The organism is Brevibacillus jepli (genome assembly GCF_047229145.1).
Taxonomy (GTDB): domain Bacteria; phylum Bacillota; class Bacilli; order Brevibacillales; family Brevibacillaceae; genus Brevibacillus.
The window spans coordinates 31,519-49,179 of the sequence record NZ_JBFEFW010000014.1; the positions used below are offsets into that span (position 1 = coordinate 31,519).

Genomic DNA, 17,661 nt, shown 5'->3' on the forward strand with positions numbered 1-17,661 from the left:
CTCCACCTCTTTCCAATATTTTGTGCTTTTCTCATTTGTTCCACATTTAGTACCATTGTGGTGCGACAAACCAGAGAAAGGCGTGATGAGATGAATCGCAACATGAAGAAGATTGCAACCATCCTTTCCCTGTCCGTCCTCGTTACCATGATCGGACAACCTGCATTTGCGAAAACAACCTTTACCCCTTTGAAAAAAGGGATGAAGAACACACGTGTGCTTGAAGTGGAAAAGATGCTCGATGCACTCCATTACGACTACAAGCTGGTAGTGGACAAGACCTACAACAGCAACACGGCTTATAACGTCAAAGCGTTTCAAAAAAAGTACAAGCTCCCGCAAACCGGAATTGTCAATAAAGCTACGTACGATAAACTGAAGAGCGCGTACAAGAAACTGAATCAAAAACCGACTACTCCGCCAGTCACACCATCCAAGCCAACTGAGCCAAATGAGTCAAATGAGTCAAATGATTACGCTACGCTCAAATTGGGTGCAAGCGGTGAACGAGTGAAGGACTTGCAAAAGATGCTCGCTGGTCTCGGATACAAAGTGACAGCGTCGGGTCAGTACGATGAATCTACCCGATTTGCCGTCATGCTGTTCCAGTCCCGCAACAAACAACCGTTGACCGGTGAAGCGGACGCCAAAACATATACAGCCATTGCAACGCAATACAAGAACAATCCAGTACAGCCTCAACCAGATACGAAGCCAACCAATCCTACGACACCAACTACTCCTGTAACACCGAGCAAGCCTGAGCAGCCACAAAAGCCTGGGACAGGCACGCAAGTTCCTCTTCCAGCAGGATTGACAGCTGAGGAAAAAGAAATGGTTCAACTCGTGAATCAAGAGCGCACCAGCCGTGGACTTGCACCCTATCAAGTCGACATGCAGCTGGTGAACGTTGCACGTGTGAAAGCCCAAGAGATGGTAAACAAAGGCTACTTCAGCCACACTTCGCCCACTTACGGCTCACCATTTCAAATGATGGACACTTTCGGCATTCGCTATTTAGCTGCAGCCGAAAATATTGCACAAAATTATTCAGTGAGTGGTGCCCATCAAATGTTCATGAATTCCTCCGGGCACAAAGCCAATATCATGAGCCCCACATACGACTACGTAGCCATTGCAGTCGTAAATGGCGGCCCACATGGGAAAACGTTTGTACAAATGTTCCTGAAAAAATAGAGGCTCGGAACGGAAAAGCCATCATTTCTTCTGAAATGGTGGCTTTTCTTCATTAAAAAGAAACGGCGATCCGGTTATTGGCTGGAAAATGCACCTCCTGATCGTTGCAAAGCACGACTCCCTCGACGACTATTCCCTTCCCCGCTTCTTGTTTCATAAAAGAAATCTGGAAGTTTTGGAACGATTCCGTCGATTGTGGCGAAATGGATACAGGCTGGATCGGTGCAATCCAGTATTCCCCCCTCTCCATTGCTTGGGCAAACCAGTCGTCTTCTAAGTATCGCCACCCTTTCATACCCGTCGTGCTTTGAACGGCCATCGTCTCCACGAGCTTGGGTGGCAATACCTGGCCCCCCATTTTGATCGAATCGACAGGCGAGACACGCAAACAAACGATTGGATTATTCAATTCAACATTCCCCGTATTTTTCACTTGGAGCGTACCAATTAAGAGGTACGGCTTCTCAATTGATTCGGAGTGAATCAATGTGTAATCAAAAAACACCTCTGCGGCCGCATGCAAGTCATTTTGTTCAGGCACTTCTAAAATGGGATGAATCATCACTTCCTGTTCCAGATCTTCTTCCGCCATAGTCAGTACTTCTATCGGTTCACTATATTGTTCAGTGACCAGATCACTTGTCAGATCACTTACTTGATCACTTACCTGATCACTCGCCTGATCACTCGCCTCATTCGTGATCAGTGCCTCTGACTGATACCCCTCATCTGCTACCTTCTGTCTCTCCGTATCGGCGGTAAAAAACATCTGGGAATAAAACAGCTTTAAAAGATTTGGCGGTAAAAACGCCAAGGGCTGAATGTGTAAACCATTTTGCAAATACTCCAAAACACCAGACGCTAAGTGAAGAGCAATTTTCTCCGCATAATTCTTCAGTTGGATCTCATCTGTATAGAGCGGTAGCTGAAGCTGGATGTGTATAATCGATGTCTGGTTTTTATTTTTGGGCACTTTGTAATGACACGCGATTCCTGACTGCTGCATTTCTGTACGTAAACACTTGACCAGCTCTTGTCGCTTCTCATCCTCCGACTGAAAAAAAATGAGTCTGGGTTTTTCAAGTATTCGGATTTCCCGCATGCTGAAGCGTATGGCTACATCTGTATTTTTCGCCAAAGAAGAATTGTTTTGGCTTAAGACAACCTCCATACCGCTATCGGAGAGAAATTTTTGTACGGTCCCCAATACCTCCCGCTCGTAGGCTGTCTCTACCGTTGATACTCCTGTAAACAGCACGCAAATTTTCCCTTTCAAACCAGAGTCCAAGTCGATTCTTTTATTCGTCGAATCCCATTTCAATTGAAAGCCATTTTGTTTGCAAAACAAACGAAATGCTGGCAGAGCCTCATACGGCATGGTCCCGCCACGTTGTCCGCTGTAATATACCTCGACTTCCATCCCCATCTCTCCTCACGACTCTTTCTTGAGTCCGCGATATTGTATGAATGCCCAGTGTCCAAAGTGAACATTTTTGGCAACGACCGTTCCGAAGTAACACTTTGCGCATACCATGGCTACAGAAAGGAGTGGTCATATGCCCATCTCACAAACGCCCCTGATCTCTATTATCATTCCAGTAAAAAATGAAGGGGATAATGTGCGTTCTACTATCACTTCCCTTTTGAATACAAGAACCACCTATCCGTATGAAGTGATCGTAGTCGATGATGCCTCAACAGATAACGGTTGTCACTTTTTACAAGGTCTAGGGCAAAATGAAAAAATAAAACTAATCACAACAGAAGGCATCGGCGCTGCAGCAGCACGAAACTTAGGCGTGGATCATGCCCGCGGTAACTACCTGATTTTTTGCGATGCCCATCTGACTTTTGAAAACTTTTGGATCGATCAGATGATGGAGCTCATTCTCACTAAAAAAGCAGATGGCGTTGCCCCTGGCATCGCATCCATGACAGAGCCTCACAAAATTGGTTATGGGCAAAATTTGAACAATAAGCTCGAGATAACCTGGTATCCAAAGCCAAAAGGCCCGGTCCCGGTTGCGATATTGCCAGGGGGATGCTTCCTCGTGACCAGAGAGGCTTTTATGAAAACAGGGGGCTTTGACCGCGGTTTTCGCATTTGGGGATTTGAAGATATCGAGTTTTCCATCAAAATGTGGCTCTTTGGATATACGTGCATGGTCCAACCATCCGTAAAAATCTTGCATTTATTTCGGCAAGTACATCCCTATACAATTGCGCATGAGCACATTTATTACAACATGCTTCGGATGGCGTACAGCCATTTTAGTGAGCATCGAATAGAGGCTGCGAAAAAACTTGTGTTATACGCGAATGCCAGCGAAATTACGGATGATGTGCTGACTTGCGGGGCGGCTGCTCAGCGTGTTCGATACGCTGCTCAAAGAAAATTTGATGACAATTGGTACTTTCAAAAATTCCAAATTCCCTTCTGACAAGATAATTACCTAAAAAATAGGCGCTTGCTGAACATGCAAAACTCCCATTGCCCACATAGTATGTAACTGCAAAGCAAACTCCCTAGGAAAGGAAGGATTCTTACGGTGAAACATCACGTGAAGCCCATTATGGGTCGCCAGCTCCCTACACCGACGCCTACAGCAACTCCTCCTATACCGAACAACTTGCAGGAAGAGTGCATTCGCGTCAAAAAGGTGTATGACTAGGTAGTATTAGCGAACAGCTACCGAAACAAGATTGCCCTTCCAGATGATTGTCAAGCTCTGGTAGACGCAGCTATTCGTGCAGGGCAAGATATTACGCTCTCCTGCGTTGAGCCTGTTGCTCCTGGTCCTACATGCAGAGTCGTCAGTATTCGCCGCGAGAACATTACAGTCAATGGGACCACCGTTCGGGTCGGGGTCGTTCGCTTCGTGTTCGGAGCCACCGTGCTGGTTCGCGTCTTCGCAGATGGAACCCCTCTCTGCGAATTCACAACCACTGTGCAATTCGATCAGGAAGTTGTGCTGTGCCTGCCTGAGCCGCTTGATGAGGACAATGTCTTGTGCCGAATCAGTGCATTCGAGTGCTCTCCAACCGGTACAGTTCTCCTCGGCGGCATGGTTCAACTCGACGTCATTGTTTGCGTATAGATCCAAGTAGAAGCAGAAGTCAAGCTGGAAGTATTGGCGAAATTCTGCGCACCTCGTCCAAACAACATTCCAATCCCATCGCCGACGCCTTCTTTCCGTTGCCCGCCGATCACATTCCCGCCACAATGCCCACCAATCTTCCCAGTACGCAACTGCGATTGCCAGGCATCCGTCAACGCATTGGTACCAAACGTCTCCATTTCCATTGGTATCCCACTCGCGATAGCCGTCGGTACTATCCAGCTCATCGCAGATATCTGCCCAAGCTGCGATCCATCCAGCAGCTCGTTTACTTTTAACTTCTTTGATGCTCTCCTGCCTGATGTGCTTGGCGATCAAAGCTTCAGCTTCTCGCCAACGACCATCAGCTCTCCGACATGCATCACTGTACTGCCTATCCTGCCTATCGTGACAGGTCTGATCGTAACAGGTACTGGTGTACGGACATTCACAGCAACAGGCGTACAAGAAACCATGACCTACTCCCTGACACTCGCCGAAACAGGTATCGGCCTGCCAGACGTCATCATCCTGACACTCACCGACTCTGCTGGCATCCTCGTCTTCAGCGCAACAGTCACAATCGTACCAGACGAACAATTGCTGGTTGCCGATTGCATTACCTTCGGAGATATTGTCATTACCACTCCGTAAGGACAAATATTCATTTCCAATCAGACGGGAGAAGTCAAACACTTCTCCCGTTTTTTCTTTATAAGAGCATTCGCCACAATACAGGCACCAATTCCACCCCCGTACATATGTCTATATGGGAATGCCAGACGGAAAAAGGAGGACAACACTGTGCACAAAAGGAGAATCTCCAATACGAATAAGCCGAGAGAAAATGAGAAGCTCCTCTTGCTAAAAAAACAAGCGCACTACTACGAGGACAAAGCGAACCAACTCACGCAAGAAGTGTGGCATCTACAGAAGCAGATCGAAGAAACAACCAATAAAAGCGAAACGTACAGAGAACAACTTGAACAATTGAACCAAACCCTACACGAGTTGGACAGCAAAGGGACACAGTGGAAGCAGCGTTTGAACGAATCGCAAGACTTGCTCCAAGAAATGAAAAGCAAGCTCGACTACTACGAACGTCTCCTGAAGCAGCGCGAAAATACCATAACCAGCTATCAGGATACAGAGGCAAAGCTGAAGCAATCGATCGAAAACTTGAAAACCGAAATCAAGGAGCAGCGAAAAGGGCCACAGCTTGAAGAAATCATGTCCAAACATCAAGCCCAGGAAGCGCACTTACGCGAGCATCTGGAATTGCTCCAACGACGGGTACAAAGCTACGAACAAAAAGAAGCACAGTGGCAAGCGACGTTACAGGAGCAAGAACAGCTACAGTTGCAGCAAATCGAGGAAATGCAGCAAGAACGCCAACAGCATCTAGACATGATCGCACATCTGGAGCAACAACAAATCGAGTGGAAACAAGCGTTAGACGACGCAAATGAAAATTTTGAGAATGCACAGATAAGTCAGCAGGAGCAGCTGTCCAAAATGGAGTTATTGAATCAACAGCTGGAAGATGCAATCGCAAAATGGGAGCAGCGGGAGCAAGAGCTGGACTCTCAAGCTCAAGAGCTACACGTTCTCCAGCAAGACCTCCATTCTCAAACGCAAGACCTGCAGACACGGGAACAAGATTTGCAGTCTCAAGCTCAAGCGCTACACGCTCTAGACCAAGAGCTGTATACTCAAGCGCAAGAACTGAAGACACGCGAGCATAATCTTAACGCTCTCGAGCAAGGGCTGCAATCTCAGGAGCATGACCTACAGAATCGGGAGCATGACCTCCAGACTCTCGAGCAAGGGCTACATTCTCAAGCTCATGACTTGCAGACACGGGAGCATGACCTTCACGCTGTCGAGCAAAGAGTGCATTCTCAGCTGCATGACCTGCAGGCGCGGGAGCATGACCTGCATGTTCTCGAGCAAGAGCTGCATTCTCAAGCAAACAACCTCCAAACTCGGGAGCAAAACCTTCACTCTCTCGAACAAGGGCTGCTCACTCAGGAACAAGAACTTCAATCAAAGTCAGATGACCTGCAGGCGCGGGAGCATGACCTACAGAATCGGGAGCAAAATCTTCACGATCTCGAGCAAGAGCTGCAAACTCGAGAACATGGCCTCCATTCTCAGGTACATGACCTCCAAGAGCGAGAGCAAAGCCTTCACGCACTCGAGCAAGAGCTGCTCACTCGGGAACAAGACTTCCATTCTCAGGTACATGACCTGCAAAATCGGGAGCAAAGCCTTCACGCACTCGAGCAAGAGCTGCTCACTCGGGAACAAGACCTCCATTCTCAGGTACATGACTTGCAAAATCGGGAGCATGACCTTCGCACTCAAACACAAGAACTACAGACGCGAGAGCAAGAACTACATGTTCACGAGCAAGGCCTGTTCACTCGAGAACAAGAACTGCACTCTCAGGCACATGACCTCCAAGCACGGGAGAATGACCTTCACTCACAGGCTAAAGAACTCCAGACGCGAGAACAAGAAATGCACGTTCTCGAGCAAGGGCTGTTAACTCGGGAACAAGAACTGCACTCTCAGGCACATGACCTACAGACACGGGAACATGATCTTCACTCTCAGATGCAAGACCTACAGACACGGGAACATGATCTTCACTCTCAGATGCAAGACCTACAGACTCGTGAGCAAGGGCTGCACACTCGAGAACAAGAACTGCACTCTCAGGTACATGACCTACAGACAAAAGAGCATGACTTGCACGTTCTCGAGCAAGGTCTGCTCACTCGGGAACAAGAGCTGCATTCTCAGACACATGACCTACAGGCACGGGAACATAATCTTCACGCTAAAGCGCAAGACCTCCAGACGAAAGAGCATGACCTGAACGTTCTCGAGCAAGGTCTGCTCACTCGGGAGCAAGACCTCCACTCTCAAGCTCAAGAACTCCAGACGAAAGTGCACGACCTGAACGTTCTCGAGCAAGGTCTGCTCACTCGGGAGCAAGACCTTCACTCTCAAGCTCAAGAACTCCAGACGAAAGAGCATGACCTGCACGTTCTCGAGCAAGGGCTACTTACTCGGGAACAAGAACTGCACTCTCAAGCTCAAGAACTCCAGACGAAAGAGCAAGAAATACTCGCTCTAGAGCTAGACCAGCAGACTCGGGAACAAAAGTTACAGGCACTCGAACAAAGCCTGCAAACTCAGGGACTAGAACTGCAGTCTCAGGCTCAAGACTTGCAAGCATGGGAGCATGAACTAGCTTCTCAAGCGCAAGGACTACTAACTCAGGAACAAGAACTTCACACTCGGACACAAGAACTTCAAGCGCAGGAGCAAAAACTCCACGCTCAAGCGCAAGAACTTCAATCTCGGGCGCAAGAACTGCAAATTCGAGAACAAGAAATGCACGCAGAGACACAAGAACTTCAGGCGCAGAAGCAAGAGCTTCTCTCTCAAGCGCAAGAACTACAATCTCAGGAACAAGAACTTCACGCTATGGCCCAAGAACTTCAAGCGCAGGAGCAAAAACTTCACGCTCAAGCGCAAGAACTACAATCTCAGGAACAAGAACTTCACGTTCTCGGGCAAGGACTGCAATCTCGGGGACAAGAACTTCACTCTTATGCTCAAGACCTTCAGGCGCAGGAACAAGAACTGCACGCTCAAGCGCTTAACCTACAGAACCGGGAACAAAAGCTACACGATCAAGAGCTAGACCTACATGCACGCGGACAAGAACTGCACGCACAAGGGCAGGACCTACAGACGCGAGAGCAGGACCTACAGACGCGAGAGCAAGAGTTGCACGCGCAGGAGCAAGTACTGCAGACCCAAGGAAAAGAACTGTACGCTCTGACCCAAGAACTACAGGCACGAGAGCAGCAGCTGCACGTTCTCGAGCAAGATCTGCAGGCACGGACTCAAGAGCTACACGCTCAAGCACAAACGGTGCAATTTCAAGAAGAAGAGCTACAGTCTCATGAACAGGAGCTTCAGGTTCGGGAGCAAGCCATTTTCTCCCAGGAGAAAACACTTCTTGCTCAAGGCCAAGAGCTGCAGGTGCACGAGCAAGGTCTACAAGCCCGAGAGCAAGCCATTCAGGTTCGAGAGCAGGAGCTTCTCTCTCACGAACAGGAACTCAGTTCCCATGAGCAAGAGCTACTCACTCTGAAGCAAGAGCTGCACACTCGAGACCAAGCTCTTCTCAATCAAGAGCAGGAGCTACAGGCTCAAGAGCAAGTGCTACACACTCGTGAACAGACAGTAGTCACTCGGGAGCAAGAACTACACACACTGGAACAGTCACTCCTCACTCGCCAACAAGAATTAAATGCTCAGGAGCAAGAACACCAAAATCAGAAGCTGGATTTGCACGCCCAGGAGCAAGAATTCCAGACTCAGAAGCAAGAACTCCAGACTCAGAAGCACGATTTACACGCGCGGGAGCAGGAACTCCAGAAGCAAATACAGGATTTACACACCCGAGAACAAGAACTCCACAATCAAAGCCAGGATCTGCATACCCGAGAACAAACGCTACAGGCCACCCAAAAAGAAATGTCCCAAAAAGTCATTGATCTGGAGCAAAGTTGGGCAGCAAAACACGAAGAAGTTTCTCAACAATTAACCGAAGCGCTTCTTGAGCTGGAAGCTGCACGGCTAAGAAAAAATCAACTCATCGCAGATTATAATGAGCTAGTCGAAGCACATTCCCTGCGTGAGCAAGAACTGCAGCATATTATCCAAAATCGCGACGAGGAATTACAACGTACACAAAACACCGTACAGACCCTCCAGTCGGAGCTACAAGAAACACGGCAGCAATTAACGGAGTCAGGAGATCGTTTGGCTGCTTTTCAAAAACAAGCCAAGGAAAACGACGAAAAGCTGACCACCATCTCTGTTCAGCAAAATAAATGGAACGATGTTTTGGAGCGAACAACCAAAAAATATGACACGATCATAACTGAAAAAGAAAAAGCTCTTGAGCAACTTACAACCCAAGAGCAAGTGCTGAAGAAGACAGTAGCCAGCCTCAAAAGCATGGTGAAGGAATTGCAGAACAACGAAGAAAAATACAAGCAAATCATCAAGGAATTTACGCAAAAAGAGGCTCGTACCAACAAAGTCTTCAGTCAACTCCCGAACACCCAATTCAACCAGCCTTCCCAAACGTCCCATACTTCCCATACTTCGAATCAGTTTTCATCCCCCACTCCAGTGCAAATGCCGATATCTTATACGCAAAACCCGAATACCTTCAACCCGTTTCGCTGAAAAAGCGAAAATGTGCAGGAGCCGTTACCATGTGCAACGATGCTGAATACAACATAATACATTCCAGAAAGGGAGGAAACACCATGACACCTGAACAAATGCGTGCACTGTACCAGCAACGTCAGCAACATTTCGTCCAACCTGCCCAACGTCCATCGAGAATGCCGCGATCACCTTTGCCAAAATCCGGTCCGGTGCACAGAGTGCAGCCGTCCGTACAGACTAGAACCAGTGGAGGTTGCTGCGGCAGGCGTTGGCAGGGCTAATCTTACAGAGACCCCCTTTTCTATGACCCGCGATGTCAGGGATGAAATCATCCGAGATTCACTGGAAAAAAAGCCGAATGAAACGTGTGGATTGCTTTCCGGTAGGAATGGTATGGCACAGACGGTTTGGCGTATGGAAAATACGTTAAAAAGCCCTGTTGCCTTTGCCATGGACCCTAGGCAGATTCAACAGGTATTCCACAAAATGGCGTTACGTGGAGAGCAATTGGTTGGAATTTATCACTCCCATCCAACTGCACCAGCCATCCCGTCACCTGAGGATATTGCTTATTGTCATTACCCGGAAGTAGCCTATCTTATCGTATCGCTCTCTTCTCCCCAACCAGTTCTCGGCTGTTTTCGAATCGAGGGGTCTTGGGCTCGTAAGTATCCTTTTACAGTCCATCACTAATAATCGAATCCACCAAAAAGCAGAAGAACAGCGGGAACTCACTCCCGCTGTTCTAACTGCTTTTTTTGATCGTGATGTTCCACGGAGCTGGCCTGCAGCCATTCCCTTTTCTCCCAGCTAACAAAATCATCTTCCCACTTTACCTGGAAACGATCCTCCTCAATATGGAGAACGACTCCCTTTGCCCCATCCTTCACATATACCACCAGATCGCCTACTTGTATCACCGCTCATCGCCGCCCATTACCCGAGTCTGAAGATGATTCCGTGTCCACCCTTCGGATACACCCATTTAATGTTTTCATACGGGCAACCAATGCGGCAGCTTCCGCACTCATGACACCCTTCGTACCCCACGTGCATCCGCACTTCTTCCCATTTGTATACTTCCGCTGGACAGAAGATCGTACAGAGCTTATCCGGGCATTGCGTCGCACAAACATCAGCGGAGAGCACGTGCAGATGAGACTGTGTATCCGCTTTGAAGCGTACCAGGTACTGTTTTTCTTCGATCGACTGACCCTTCGGTAGATCCTGCATCACTTCATCACCCTCCACGCATTCATCAGATCACGTGCCATTTTCCATTTGTCCTTGGCAGAGCCTAGATCGCGCCAGATTTTTTTCTGCTTCGTCCATTTCGAGCTTCCATCGACCGTAAACATCTGACTAGCCGCTTTGTTCATCATCGGTATATACTGTTCGAAATACTGCGGGAATTTTTCAAAGTGATGCGTGGCATCCTTGTACTTTTTCAAATCTTGACCGACAAAGCTGTTCAACAGATTAATCCGGTATGTGTCGAGCATTCTTTCTGAATAATCGTCCGCCTCTTTTGCCGCGAGAATCGTCTCAGCCGCCATCACACCAGAGGCCATCGCCATATTCGAGCCCTCACGGTGAATGGCGTTCACGAGCTGAGCCGCATCCCCTACAACAATTACACCATTTCCGACGACTTTCGGAATGGAGCGATAGCCGCCCTCGGGAATCAGATGCGCCAAGTATTCCTGTTGTTCACAGCCCTGAATGTACGGACGAATCATCGGGTGATTTTTGACATAGTCCAATAACTCATATGGCTTGATCTTGTTTTTGATCAGACCCGACAGCATCGTCCCTACCCCGATGTTCAAGCTGTCCTTATTCGTATAAAGCCAGGCCGTTCCCAAAATCCCTTTGGTCGAATCCCCGAATATTTCGATGGTACAACCGTGATCGCCCTCCAGATTGAAGCGATCCTCAATCACCTTACGATCCAGCTTCAGTACTTCCATGACGGCAAGCGCTACCTCATCTGGACGAAACTCTTTGTGGAAGCCTAGCGATTTTGCCAGCAAGGAATTGACGCCATCTGCCAATACGACAACATCCGCATACAGATCTCCATCCGGTCGATCTGTTTTTACGCCGACCACCTTGCCGTTTTCCACGATGCACTGCAACGCGACCGTCTCATTGAGCAACAAGGCTCCCTGCTGCACGGCTTTATCAGCGAACCATTGGTCAAATTTTGCCCGCAGTACAGTGAAATTGTTGTACGGCTCCTGTGCCCACTCTAAGCCCTTATAGCTGAAGTTGATGGCTGATTCCCTATCGAGCATCATGAATCGCTGCTCGACAATCGGTCGTTCTACAGGCGCCTCCTTGTAAAATTCGGGGATGATGTCTTCCATCGTCTTGCGATACAAAACACCTCCCATCACGTTCTTGGAGCCTGGATATTCGCCGCGCTCCATCAACAAAACATTTACGCCCGCTTTGGCAAGCGTATACGCACAAGCCGTTCCAGCCGGACCTGCTCCGACGACAATGACATCAAATTTCTCAGCCATACGTTACCTCCTTGTCCGGCTCTTTTTGGAATGCTTCTATTAATAATGGCACGATTTCAAAAGCATCACCGACGATTCCATAATGACAAGACTGGAAGATAAGCGCATTTGGGTCTTTATTGATCGCAATGATCAATCCAGAGTTACGCATCCCGACCAAATGCTGGATGGCTCCCGATATGCCGATGGCAAAGTAAATTTTAGGCGTTACCGTCACTCCTGTTTGCCCTACCTGATGCTCATGATCGATCCACCCTGCTTCAACTGCATCCCGACTCGCCCCAACTGTCGCCCCAATTTTTTCAGCGAAGCGCCGAATCAGCGCAAAGCCTTCCTTGCTCCCCATCCCTTTTCCACCGGCGACAATTACATCGGCTTCATCCAGCCGCACCTTTTCCTTCGTCTCCCGGACGATTTTCAGTACTTTTGTGCGAATGTCTTCTTCACGCAGCCGAATGCTTTCGTCGATGATTTCTCCCGTGCGCGACTCATCTGGCTCAAGCGCTTTCATGACTTTTGGTCGGACAGTCGCCATTTGTGGTCGATGCTTTTTGCACAGAATCGTCGCCATGATGTTACCACCAAATGCTGGGCGGCTCGCTTCCAATAGACCTGTTTCCGCGTTCACATCGAGCATGGTCGTATCTGCGGTCAGTCCTGTCTCCAAGTCTGTCGCGACAGCGCTCGCCAAATCTTTTCCGGTCGAAGTCGCGCCGTACAAGATGATTTCTGGCTTGTGCTTTTGGACACATTCGATGACTGCTCGCATGTAGGACTCTGTTCGATATTCTTGAAAAATCAGGTGATCGTATACGTACACTTGATCAGCACCGTATGGAAACACGGTATGGGCCAACTCCCGTACGCCATCCCCGATCAACAAGCCTGCAAGCGGAACACCTCGCTTGTCAGCCATTTGCCGTCCTGCCCCCAGCAGCTCGAGTGATACAGGCGCAATACGGCCGTCACTCGCCTCCAAATACACCCAGATGCCTCGAAAATCATCCAGATTCATACCTGCTCCTCCTTCACTCGAAACAATCGCTGTTTATCGTGTAAAATTTCCATCAGGCGTGAGATTTGCTCGTTCGTGCTCCCTTCGAGCATTTCGCCACCCTTTGGCTTCTCTGGAGGCCAAACCTTCGCGACGATAGTAGGAGAGCCCTTCAGACCTAACAGTGTCCGATCGATATCCCCCAAGTCATCGACGGACCAGACAACGGGGTTGTATCTGGCTGCTCGAAGCATGTTGGGCAGCGGAGAATAGGGCACCTCGTTAATCTCCTTCTCCACGGAAAACAAACAAGGCAAGGTCGACTGAATGACTTCATAACCATCCTCCAGCTTTCGATGCACGATGGCGTAACCTTGCTCTTTGTTTACCTCCACTACTTTTTTCACACACGTAAGCGGCGGAATATCCAATCTTCTGGCGACACCCGGTCCGACTTGTCCCGTATCACCGTCGATGGTCATCTTCCCGCAAATAACGAGGTCGACTGGCTGGCTTTCTGCAATCTTCTCGATGGCTTTGGTAATCGCATAGCTGGTCGCCAATGTGTCTGCTCCGGCAAACGCACGATCCGTTACCAGATAGCCTGCGTCTGCTCCGATCTCGATACATTTTCGAATGGCCTTCACCGCTGGCGGAGGTCCCATGGTTACGACCGAGACCACACCCCCATATCGCTTTTTCAAGCGAACGGCTTCCTCCACAGCATGTGCGTCATACGGGTTGAGAATGGCTGGCGCACTAGCCCGGTCCATCGTATTTGTCTTCGGATTCATCTTGATGATTTTTGTGTCTGGCACCTGCTTAATGCAAGCGACAATATGCAGCATAAAATAATCCCCCCTTGCTGCCGGGCGCGATTCCTATGCCTGTACAAAAGGTTGTCTGTCTTGCGCGCAATTACGTTCAGGCAGCTTGTCGTTCATTGTTATAGCCTATTGCGATGGAGGCGAGCTTAGACCAGTAAAGAGTGAAACGAAAAAGACGCCAGACATCAGCTCGGCGCTGTGTGGCGTCTTTTTCGTTTCATTAATCTTTGTCGATGGACAACTCAATCGTTGCATCCGTGAACTTTTTGGATACTCTTTTCAATTTGATCTCCAAGCCGATTTGCGGCAGGATTTTTCCGATTTCCGGTACTTCCGGCATCGAGTAGTCATCACTGTCTTCAAACTCAGTAACGCCATCCAGCGGCTCGTATTGCATCGTTCCATAAATGTAATCCAGATCCATTCCGGAGGTATCTTTCGGGCTAAACGCAGCGTCATTCACTTGGTAGCGGGAGTCTGCGATTGCCTTTTTGTTACCCTCATCATTGTTCCAATAACGCACTTCCTGATGAGCATCTACTACACCGAGCAAGCCGTAGCCTGGATGCTGGCTCGTATTATTGTCGCGGGTTCTTTCGAAGCGACCATCAAAGTACCAAATCACCATACCTGGATCATAGGTGAAGAAGGAATCGTTGCGACGGAAATGCTTCAGCCCAGCGTCAATGCCTTCATGAGAGCGCAGCTCAATCAGGTAGTACGTATCGTACATTTTTCCTTTTCCATCGAAGTGGATGAAGCCGTCCAATTTGAACTTCTTCTCACCCTCTGCATCATCAGCGAAGATGACTTGACCGTCTGCTTCTACTTCAAAATTATCGAGATAGAAGCCATCCAACACGTAAGCGACGTCAGTCACATAGTTAAACTCGACTTGTACTTTTTTGCCAACAAACTCATTCAGGCTGATTTCTTCTTTGTCCCAGCCTTTTGTGACGTCATCGAATTTCTGAACTTCTTTTTTCTCGCCTGTATCCGCATCGATCACGTTGACGAACAGGTAGTCATACCCAGTCTCAATGCTTCTCCACGAATCGAATTTCATTGTAGCGGAGCTGACTCCTGTCAAATCGATCACATCAGAAGTCATTTTTGTATTCAGTTTGTTGCCCTCGTCTGAGAAATACGAGTATCCACCATCTTTTGGCTCAACCGGCGGTTTCTTTTCGGCCTTAGGCATGTTCAGCTTGATGACCTTGCCGTCTTTTTCGAGGCTGCTCGCATCAATGAGTCGGAGGGTCCTATCGCGCCTTTCTACATCCTTGTAGTCCAGCACATGCGGAGTAATCCAGTTGCCGCCGAACATTTGCTGCAATACCATTTTGGACCAAGGGTCTAGGCCAGTAGGCTCTGTTTGGAAAACCTTGCCTGTATGGCTGCCTGACGACATGAGGGACCATGCCCCTACTGGCGAATCTTTTCCTGCTCGAGTCGTGTCGTACAAGTCTGGCAACCCGAGATTGTGCCCGTATTCGTGAGTGAATACACCCGGTGCGCCATCTTCAGGCTGAATCATATAATCGAACGCTTTGAGGCTTGTCCCTGGAATCTCCACAGGTCTTTTCAAGGTCCAACGGTGAGACCAGATCGCATCATCGTCTTCCCCTGTCTCTTCCCCGATCCCTGCATGAACGAGCATGAGGTTGTCCAGCATGCCATCCGGCTCCATCAGATCGCCATCGCTATCATGATCATACGGATCGCGTTGGTCATACTCGTCTTCTTTCCCAGCAATGGAATCTCCAACTGCCTCAAGCGTCTCGATTACCAGATCGCGAGGGTTGGAATCGTCACCCTTACTATCGTTTCCTCCGTAATACTTGTAGTCTTTCTCGGCCATTTGCCATGGCGTTACGACACCATCAACCGTCCACGTTTTACCCGATTGTTGATAGAAGTAATTCGCCATCGTTGTCATGCTTGTTCCTTCTGGAGTCGTATACCCTTTCGGATCAAACAGCATCTTTTTATAGTGCTTTTCGTCGAAGTCTTTCGTCCATAGCGAGTCACTGACTTCTGGTAGCTCGTTATGCTCCCGATCAGGGAACTCGACAAGAGCGATCACGATGTTATCGGTATGTACACGCTTGGAAGAGCGCAATTCATCGCCATCTTCCATCTCGGCAACTTTCTTGGCAGCCTTCGCCAATGCGGCCTGCTGCCTTCTACTTGCTTCCCTACCATAAGAAGTCGATTCGTCAATGCCGTGCGGTACTTTTTTGTCTTCCAAGTACTCCATCAACGCCTCGTCAATTTCTTCCTGATCGGCGTCTTCATCAATAATACCTTGCGCCATTAACCCTTTAATCAGTCGCTCGAGGTTAACAGTGGACAAGTCGACTTGCAGGTCATGCTTGTCCTCTTTTGATTTGGCCAAACCCGTTGTTGGGGCAGCCACGAAAGTACTGAGCACGAGTGAGGAGGAAAATAAAACGGATAAGAGCTTTTTGCTTTTCTTCACTTCGGTTCACCCTCTTTTTCTATCTATTTGTGATGCATCGGAAAATTTTTTACCCCCAATTCCGATTATTCATAATTATTGCGTGATACGTAATCTTTGCCAAATTTTTTCCTTCGACAAATAATACTTCCTGTTCAAAAGAAATTTCTCAATAAGGCTATCGTCCTACTTCTGACAAGTGCCGAATTTTCGGCTATTGCTTTATGCTTCTTATTTCTATGTAACATATGAAGGACGTGTCTACCAACTAAAGACCTACAAGATTTTGTCGTTTTTTGTCGGAAAAACATGATAGTTTTTTTGTAACGCAATTCCTTTACCTCGTCCTCTTTCTTGCAAAAAGGCTCGATTATCGGTACGATCGTATAAAAATGCTCGTGTTTTCCATGGAGGATTTTGATGCTGCAAACATTTGGTTTTTCTCTGTATGAGAGTAAAGTTTATGAAGCGCTGGCGTCTAGCGGAGAGCCTCTCGATGCGGCAATGGTCGTCAAGCATTCCGGGGTACCAAAGGCAAAAATTTACGAGGTGTTGAATCGTCTCGTTGAAAAAGGGATGGTACTCGACACCGTTTCGGAAAAGAAAAAGCGGTATACAGCCCTCCCTCTGGATAGCCTGGTAGAAAAGCTAACCAGACAATTCCAAGCGGATGTCAAGCAGTTGACCAGCTCCCTTTCTCATAAAACCGTACGCGATGACCGGGTCTGGAGCCTCAAGGTAGATGAATCGATACGCGCGGAATGCAAGCAATTGATTCAGCGGGCAACGCGGTCTATACGTATCTCTGCTTGGTCGGACGATTTTTTGGAATATGTACCTCTATTGGAGAAGAAAGAAAAAGAAGGAGTCGAGATCGAAGCCCTGGTCATTGGGCAGATTAACACCAAGCTGTCCTGTGTACATTCCTTTATTCCTGTACAAGAGCACGAGGGCTTGGAGCGTTATCAGCTAATCGTAGCGGACCAAGATGAAATGATTTTTGCAGGCGAGGAGGAAACGGGCTGGCATGCGATCAAGACTCGTGGTCAACCGTTCGTCAAATTTTTTGCAGATTCCTTTTACCATGATGTCGCCCTTACAAAAATCACCCAAAAATATGTGGATCAACTGTTTGACGATGAAGAAATTCGCAAGATGATCATCCGTCTCCGATATTGACGATACCTGGACTTTGGCTTTTTGCCAGAGTCTTTTCCTTTTATACGGAGAAATTTCTAGTTGCACAAGCTACAAAAGGTTACTATTATGGTAGTAACCTTTTAACTTGAGA

At 48.2% G+C, this 17,661-nt stretch carries 15 protein-coding genes; 8 read left to right on the forward strand and 7 right to left on the reverse strand.

What is annotated here, in order from left to right; translation table 11 throughout:
- Positions 1 to 90: 90 nt before the first annotated feature.
- On the forward strand, positions 91 to 1,197 hold the full coding sequence (locus tag AB1L17_RS16520) for a peptidoglycan-binding protein (RefSeq protein WP_412845827.1): 1,107 nt from the start codon (positions 91 to 93) through the stop codon (positions 1,195 to 1,197).
- A gap of 52 nt (positions 1,198 to 1,249) precedes the next feature.
- On the opposite strand, the gene AB1L17_RS16525 is transcribed toward AB1L17_RS16520, so the two are convergent.
- On the reverse strand, positions 1,250 to 2,617 hold the full coding sequence (locus tag AB1L17_RS16525) for a hypothetical protein (protein WP_412845826.1): 1,368 nt from the start codon (positions 2,615 to 2,617) through the stop codon (positions 1,250 to 1,252).
- A 136-nt stretch (positions 2,618 to 2,753) separates the two neighbouring features.
- On the opposite strand from AB1L17_RS16525, the gene AB1L17_RS16530 reads away from it, so the two are divergent.
- The 6 genes from AB1L17_RS16530 to AB1L17_RS16555 all read left to right on the forward strand — a co-directional run bounded on the left by AB1L17_RS16530 (position 2,754) and on the right by AB1L17_RS16555 (position 10,253).
- On the forward strand, positions 2,754 to 3,638 hold the full coding sequence (locus AB1L17_RS16530; RefSeq protein ID WP_412845825.1) for a glycosyltransferase family 2 protein: 885 nt from the start codon (positions 2,754 to 2,756) through the stop codon (positions 3,636 to 3,638).
- 108 nt (positions 3,639 to 3,746) lie between these two features.
- Entirely contained in the window at positions 3,747 to 3,869 is a 123-nt protein-coding gene (locus AB1L17_RS16535; protein ID WP_412845824.1) for a hypothetical protein, read from the forward strand.
- A gap of 207 nt (positions 3,870 to 4,076) precedes the next feature.
- On the forward strand, positions 4,077 to 4,295 hold the full coding sequence (locus AB1L17_RS16540; RefSeq protein ID WP_412845823.1) for a hypothetical protein: 219 nt from the start codon (positions 4,077 to 4,079) through the stop codon (positions 4,293 to 4,295).
- A 33-nt stretch (positions 4,296 to 4,328) separates the two neighbouring features.
- The gene (locus tag AB1L17_RS16545) at positions 4,329 to 4,949 is read left to right on the forward strand and encodes a hypothetical protein (RefSeq protein ID WP_412845822.1); all 621 of its coding nucleotides are present in this window, start codon (positions 4,329 to 4,331) and stop codon (positions 4,947 to 4,949) included.
- Between the two features lie 150 nt (positions 4,950 to 5,099).
- The gene (locus AB1L17_RS16550; protein WP_412845821.1) at positions 5,100 to 9,575 is read left to right on the forward strand and encodes a hypothetical protein; all 4,476 of its coding nucleotides are present in this window, start codon (positions 5,100 to 5,102) and stop codon (positions 9,573 to 9,575) included.
- A gap of 288 nt (positions 9,576 to 9,863) precedes the next feature.
- A complete protein-coding gene (locus AB1L17_RS16555; RefSeq protein ID WP_412845820.1) occupies positions 9,864 to 10,253 on the forward strand; it encodes a M67 family metallopeptidase in 390 nt (129 codons plus the stop codon).
- Positions 10,254 to 10,291: 38 nt separating this feature from the next.
- On the opposite strand, the gene AB1L17_RS16560 is transcribed toward AB1L17_RS16555, so the two are convergent.
- The 6 genes from AB1L17_RS16560 to AB1L17_RS16585 all read right to left on the reverse strand — a co-directional run bounded on the left by AB1L17_RS16560 (position 10,292) and on the right by AB1L17_RS16585 (position 16,391).
- Positions 10,292 to 10,480, reverse strand: a complete 189-nt coding sequence (locus tag AB1L17_RS16560) for a hypothetical protein (protein ID WP_412845819.1) — start codon at positions 10,478 to 10,480, stop codon at positions 10,292 to 10,294.
- 16 nt (positions 10,481 to 10,496) lie between these two features.
- Positions 10,497 to 10,793 carry a ferredoxin family protein gene (locus AB1L17_RS16565; RefSeq protein WP_106838684.1) on the reverse strand — a complete coding sequence of 99 codons (297 nt, stop codon included), beginning with the start codon at positions 10,791 to 10,793 and terminating at the stop codon, positions 10,497 to 10,499.
- On the reverse strand, positions 10,793 to 12,088 hold the full coding sequence (locus AB1L17_RS16570; protein WP_412845818.1) for an FAD-dependent oxidoreductase: 1,296 nt from the start codon (positions 12,086 to 12,088) through the stop codon (positions 10,793 to 10,795). Before AB1L17_RS16570 ends, AB1L17_RS16565 begins: the two co-directional genes overlap by 1 nt.
- Positions 12,081 to 13,103 (reverse strand): electron transfer flavoprotein subunit alpha/FixB family protein, encoded by a 1,023-nt coding sequence (locus AB1L17_RS16575; protein WP_412845817.1) that lies wholly within the window; start codon positions 13,101 to 13,103, stop codon positions 12,081 to 12,083. The genes AB1L17_RS16570 and AB1L17_RS16575 overlap by 8 nt, the downstream gene beginning before the upstream one ends.
- The gene (locus AB1L17_RS16580) at positions 13,100 to 13,930 is read right to left on the reverse strand and encodes an electron transfer flavoprotein subunit beta/FixA family protein (protein ID WP_412845816.1); all 831 of its coding nucleotides are present in this window, start codon (positions 13,928 to 13,930) and stop codon (positions 13,100 to 13,102) included. The genes AB1L17_RS16575 and AB1L17_RS16580 overlap by 4 nt, the downstream gene beginning before the upstream one ends.
- Before the next feature lie 199 nt (positions 13,931 to 14,129).
- Positions 14,130 to 16,391: an immune inhibitor A domain-containing protein gene (locus AB1L17_RS16585; protein ID WP_412845815.1), complete on the reverse strand. Its 2,262-nt coding sequence runs from the start codon at positions 16,389 to 16,391 to the stop codon at positions 14,130 to 14,132.
- A gap of 399 nt (positions 16,392 to 16,790) precedes the next feature.
- Between AB1L17_RS16585 and AB1L17_RS16590 the strand changes: the two genes are divergently transcribed.
- Positions 16,791 to 17,549, forward strand: a complete 759-nt coding sequence (locus tag AB1L17_RS16590; RefSeq protein ID WP_412845814.1) for a TrmB family transcriptional regulator — start codon at positions 16,791 to 16,793, stop codon at positions 17,547 to 17,549.
- Positions 17,550 to 17,661: the final 112 nt, after the last annotated feature.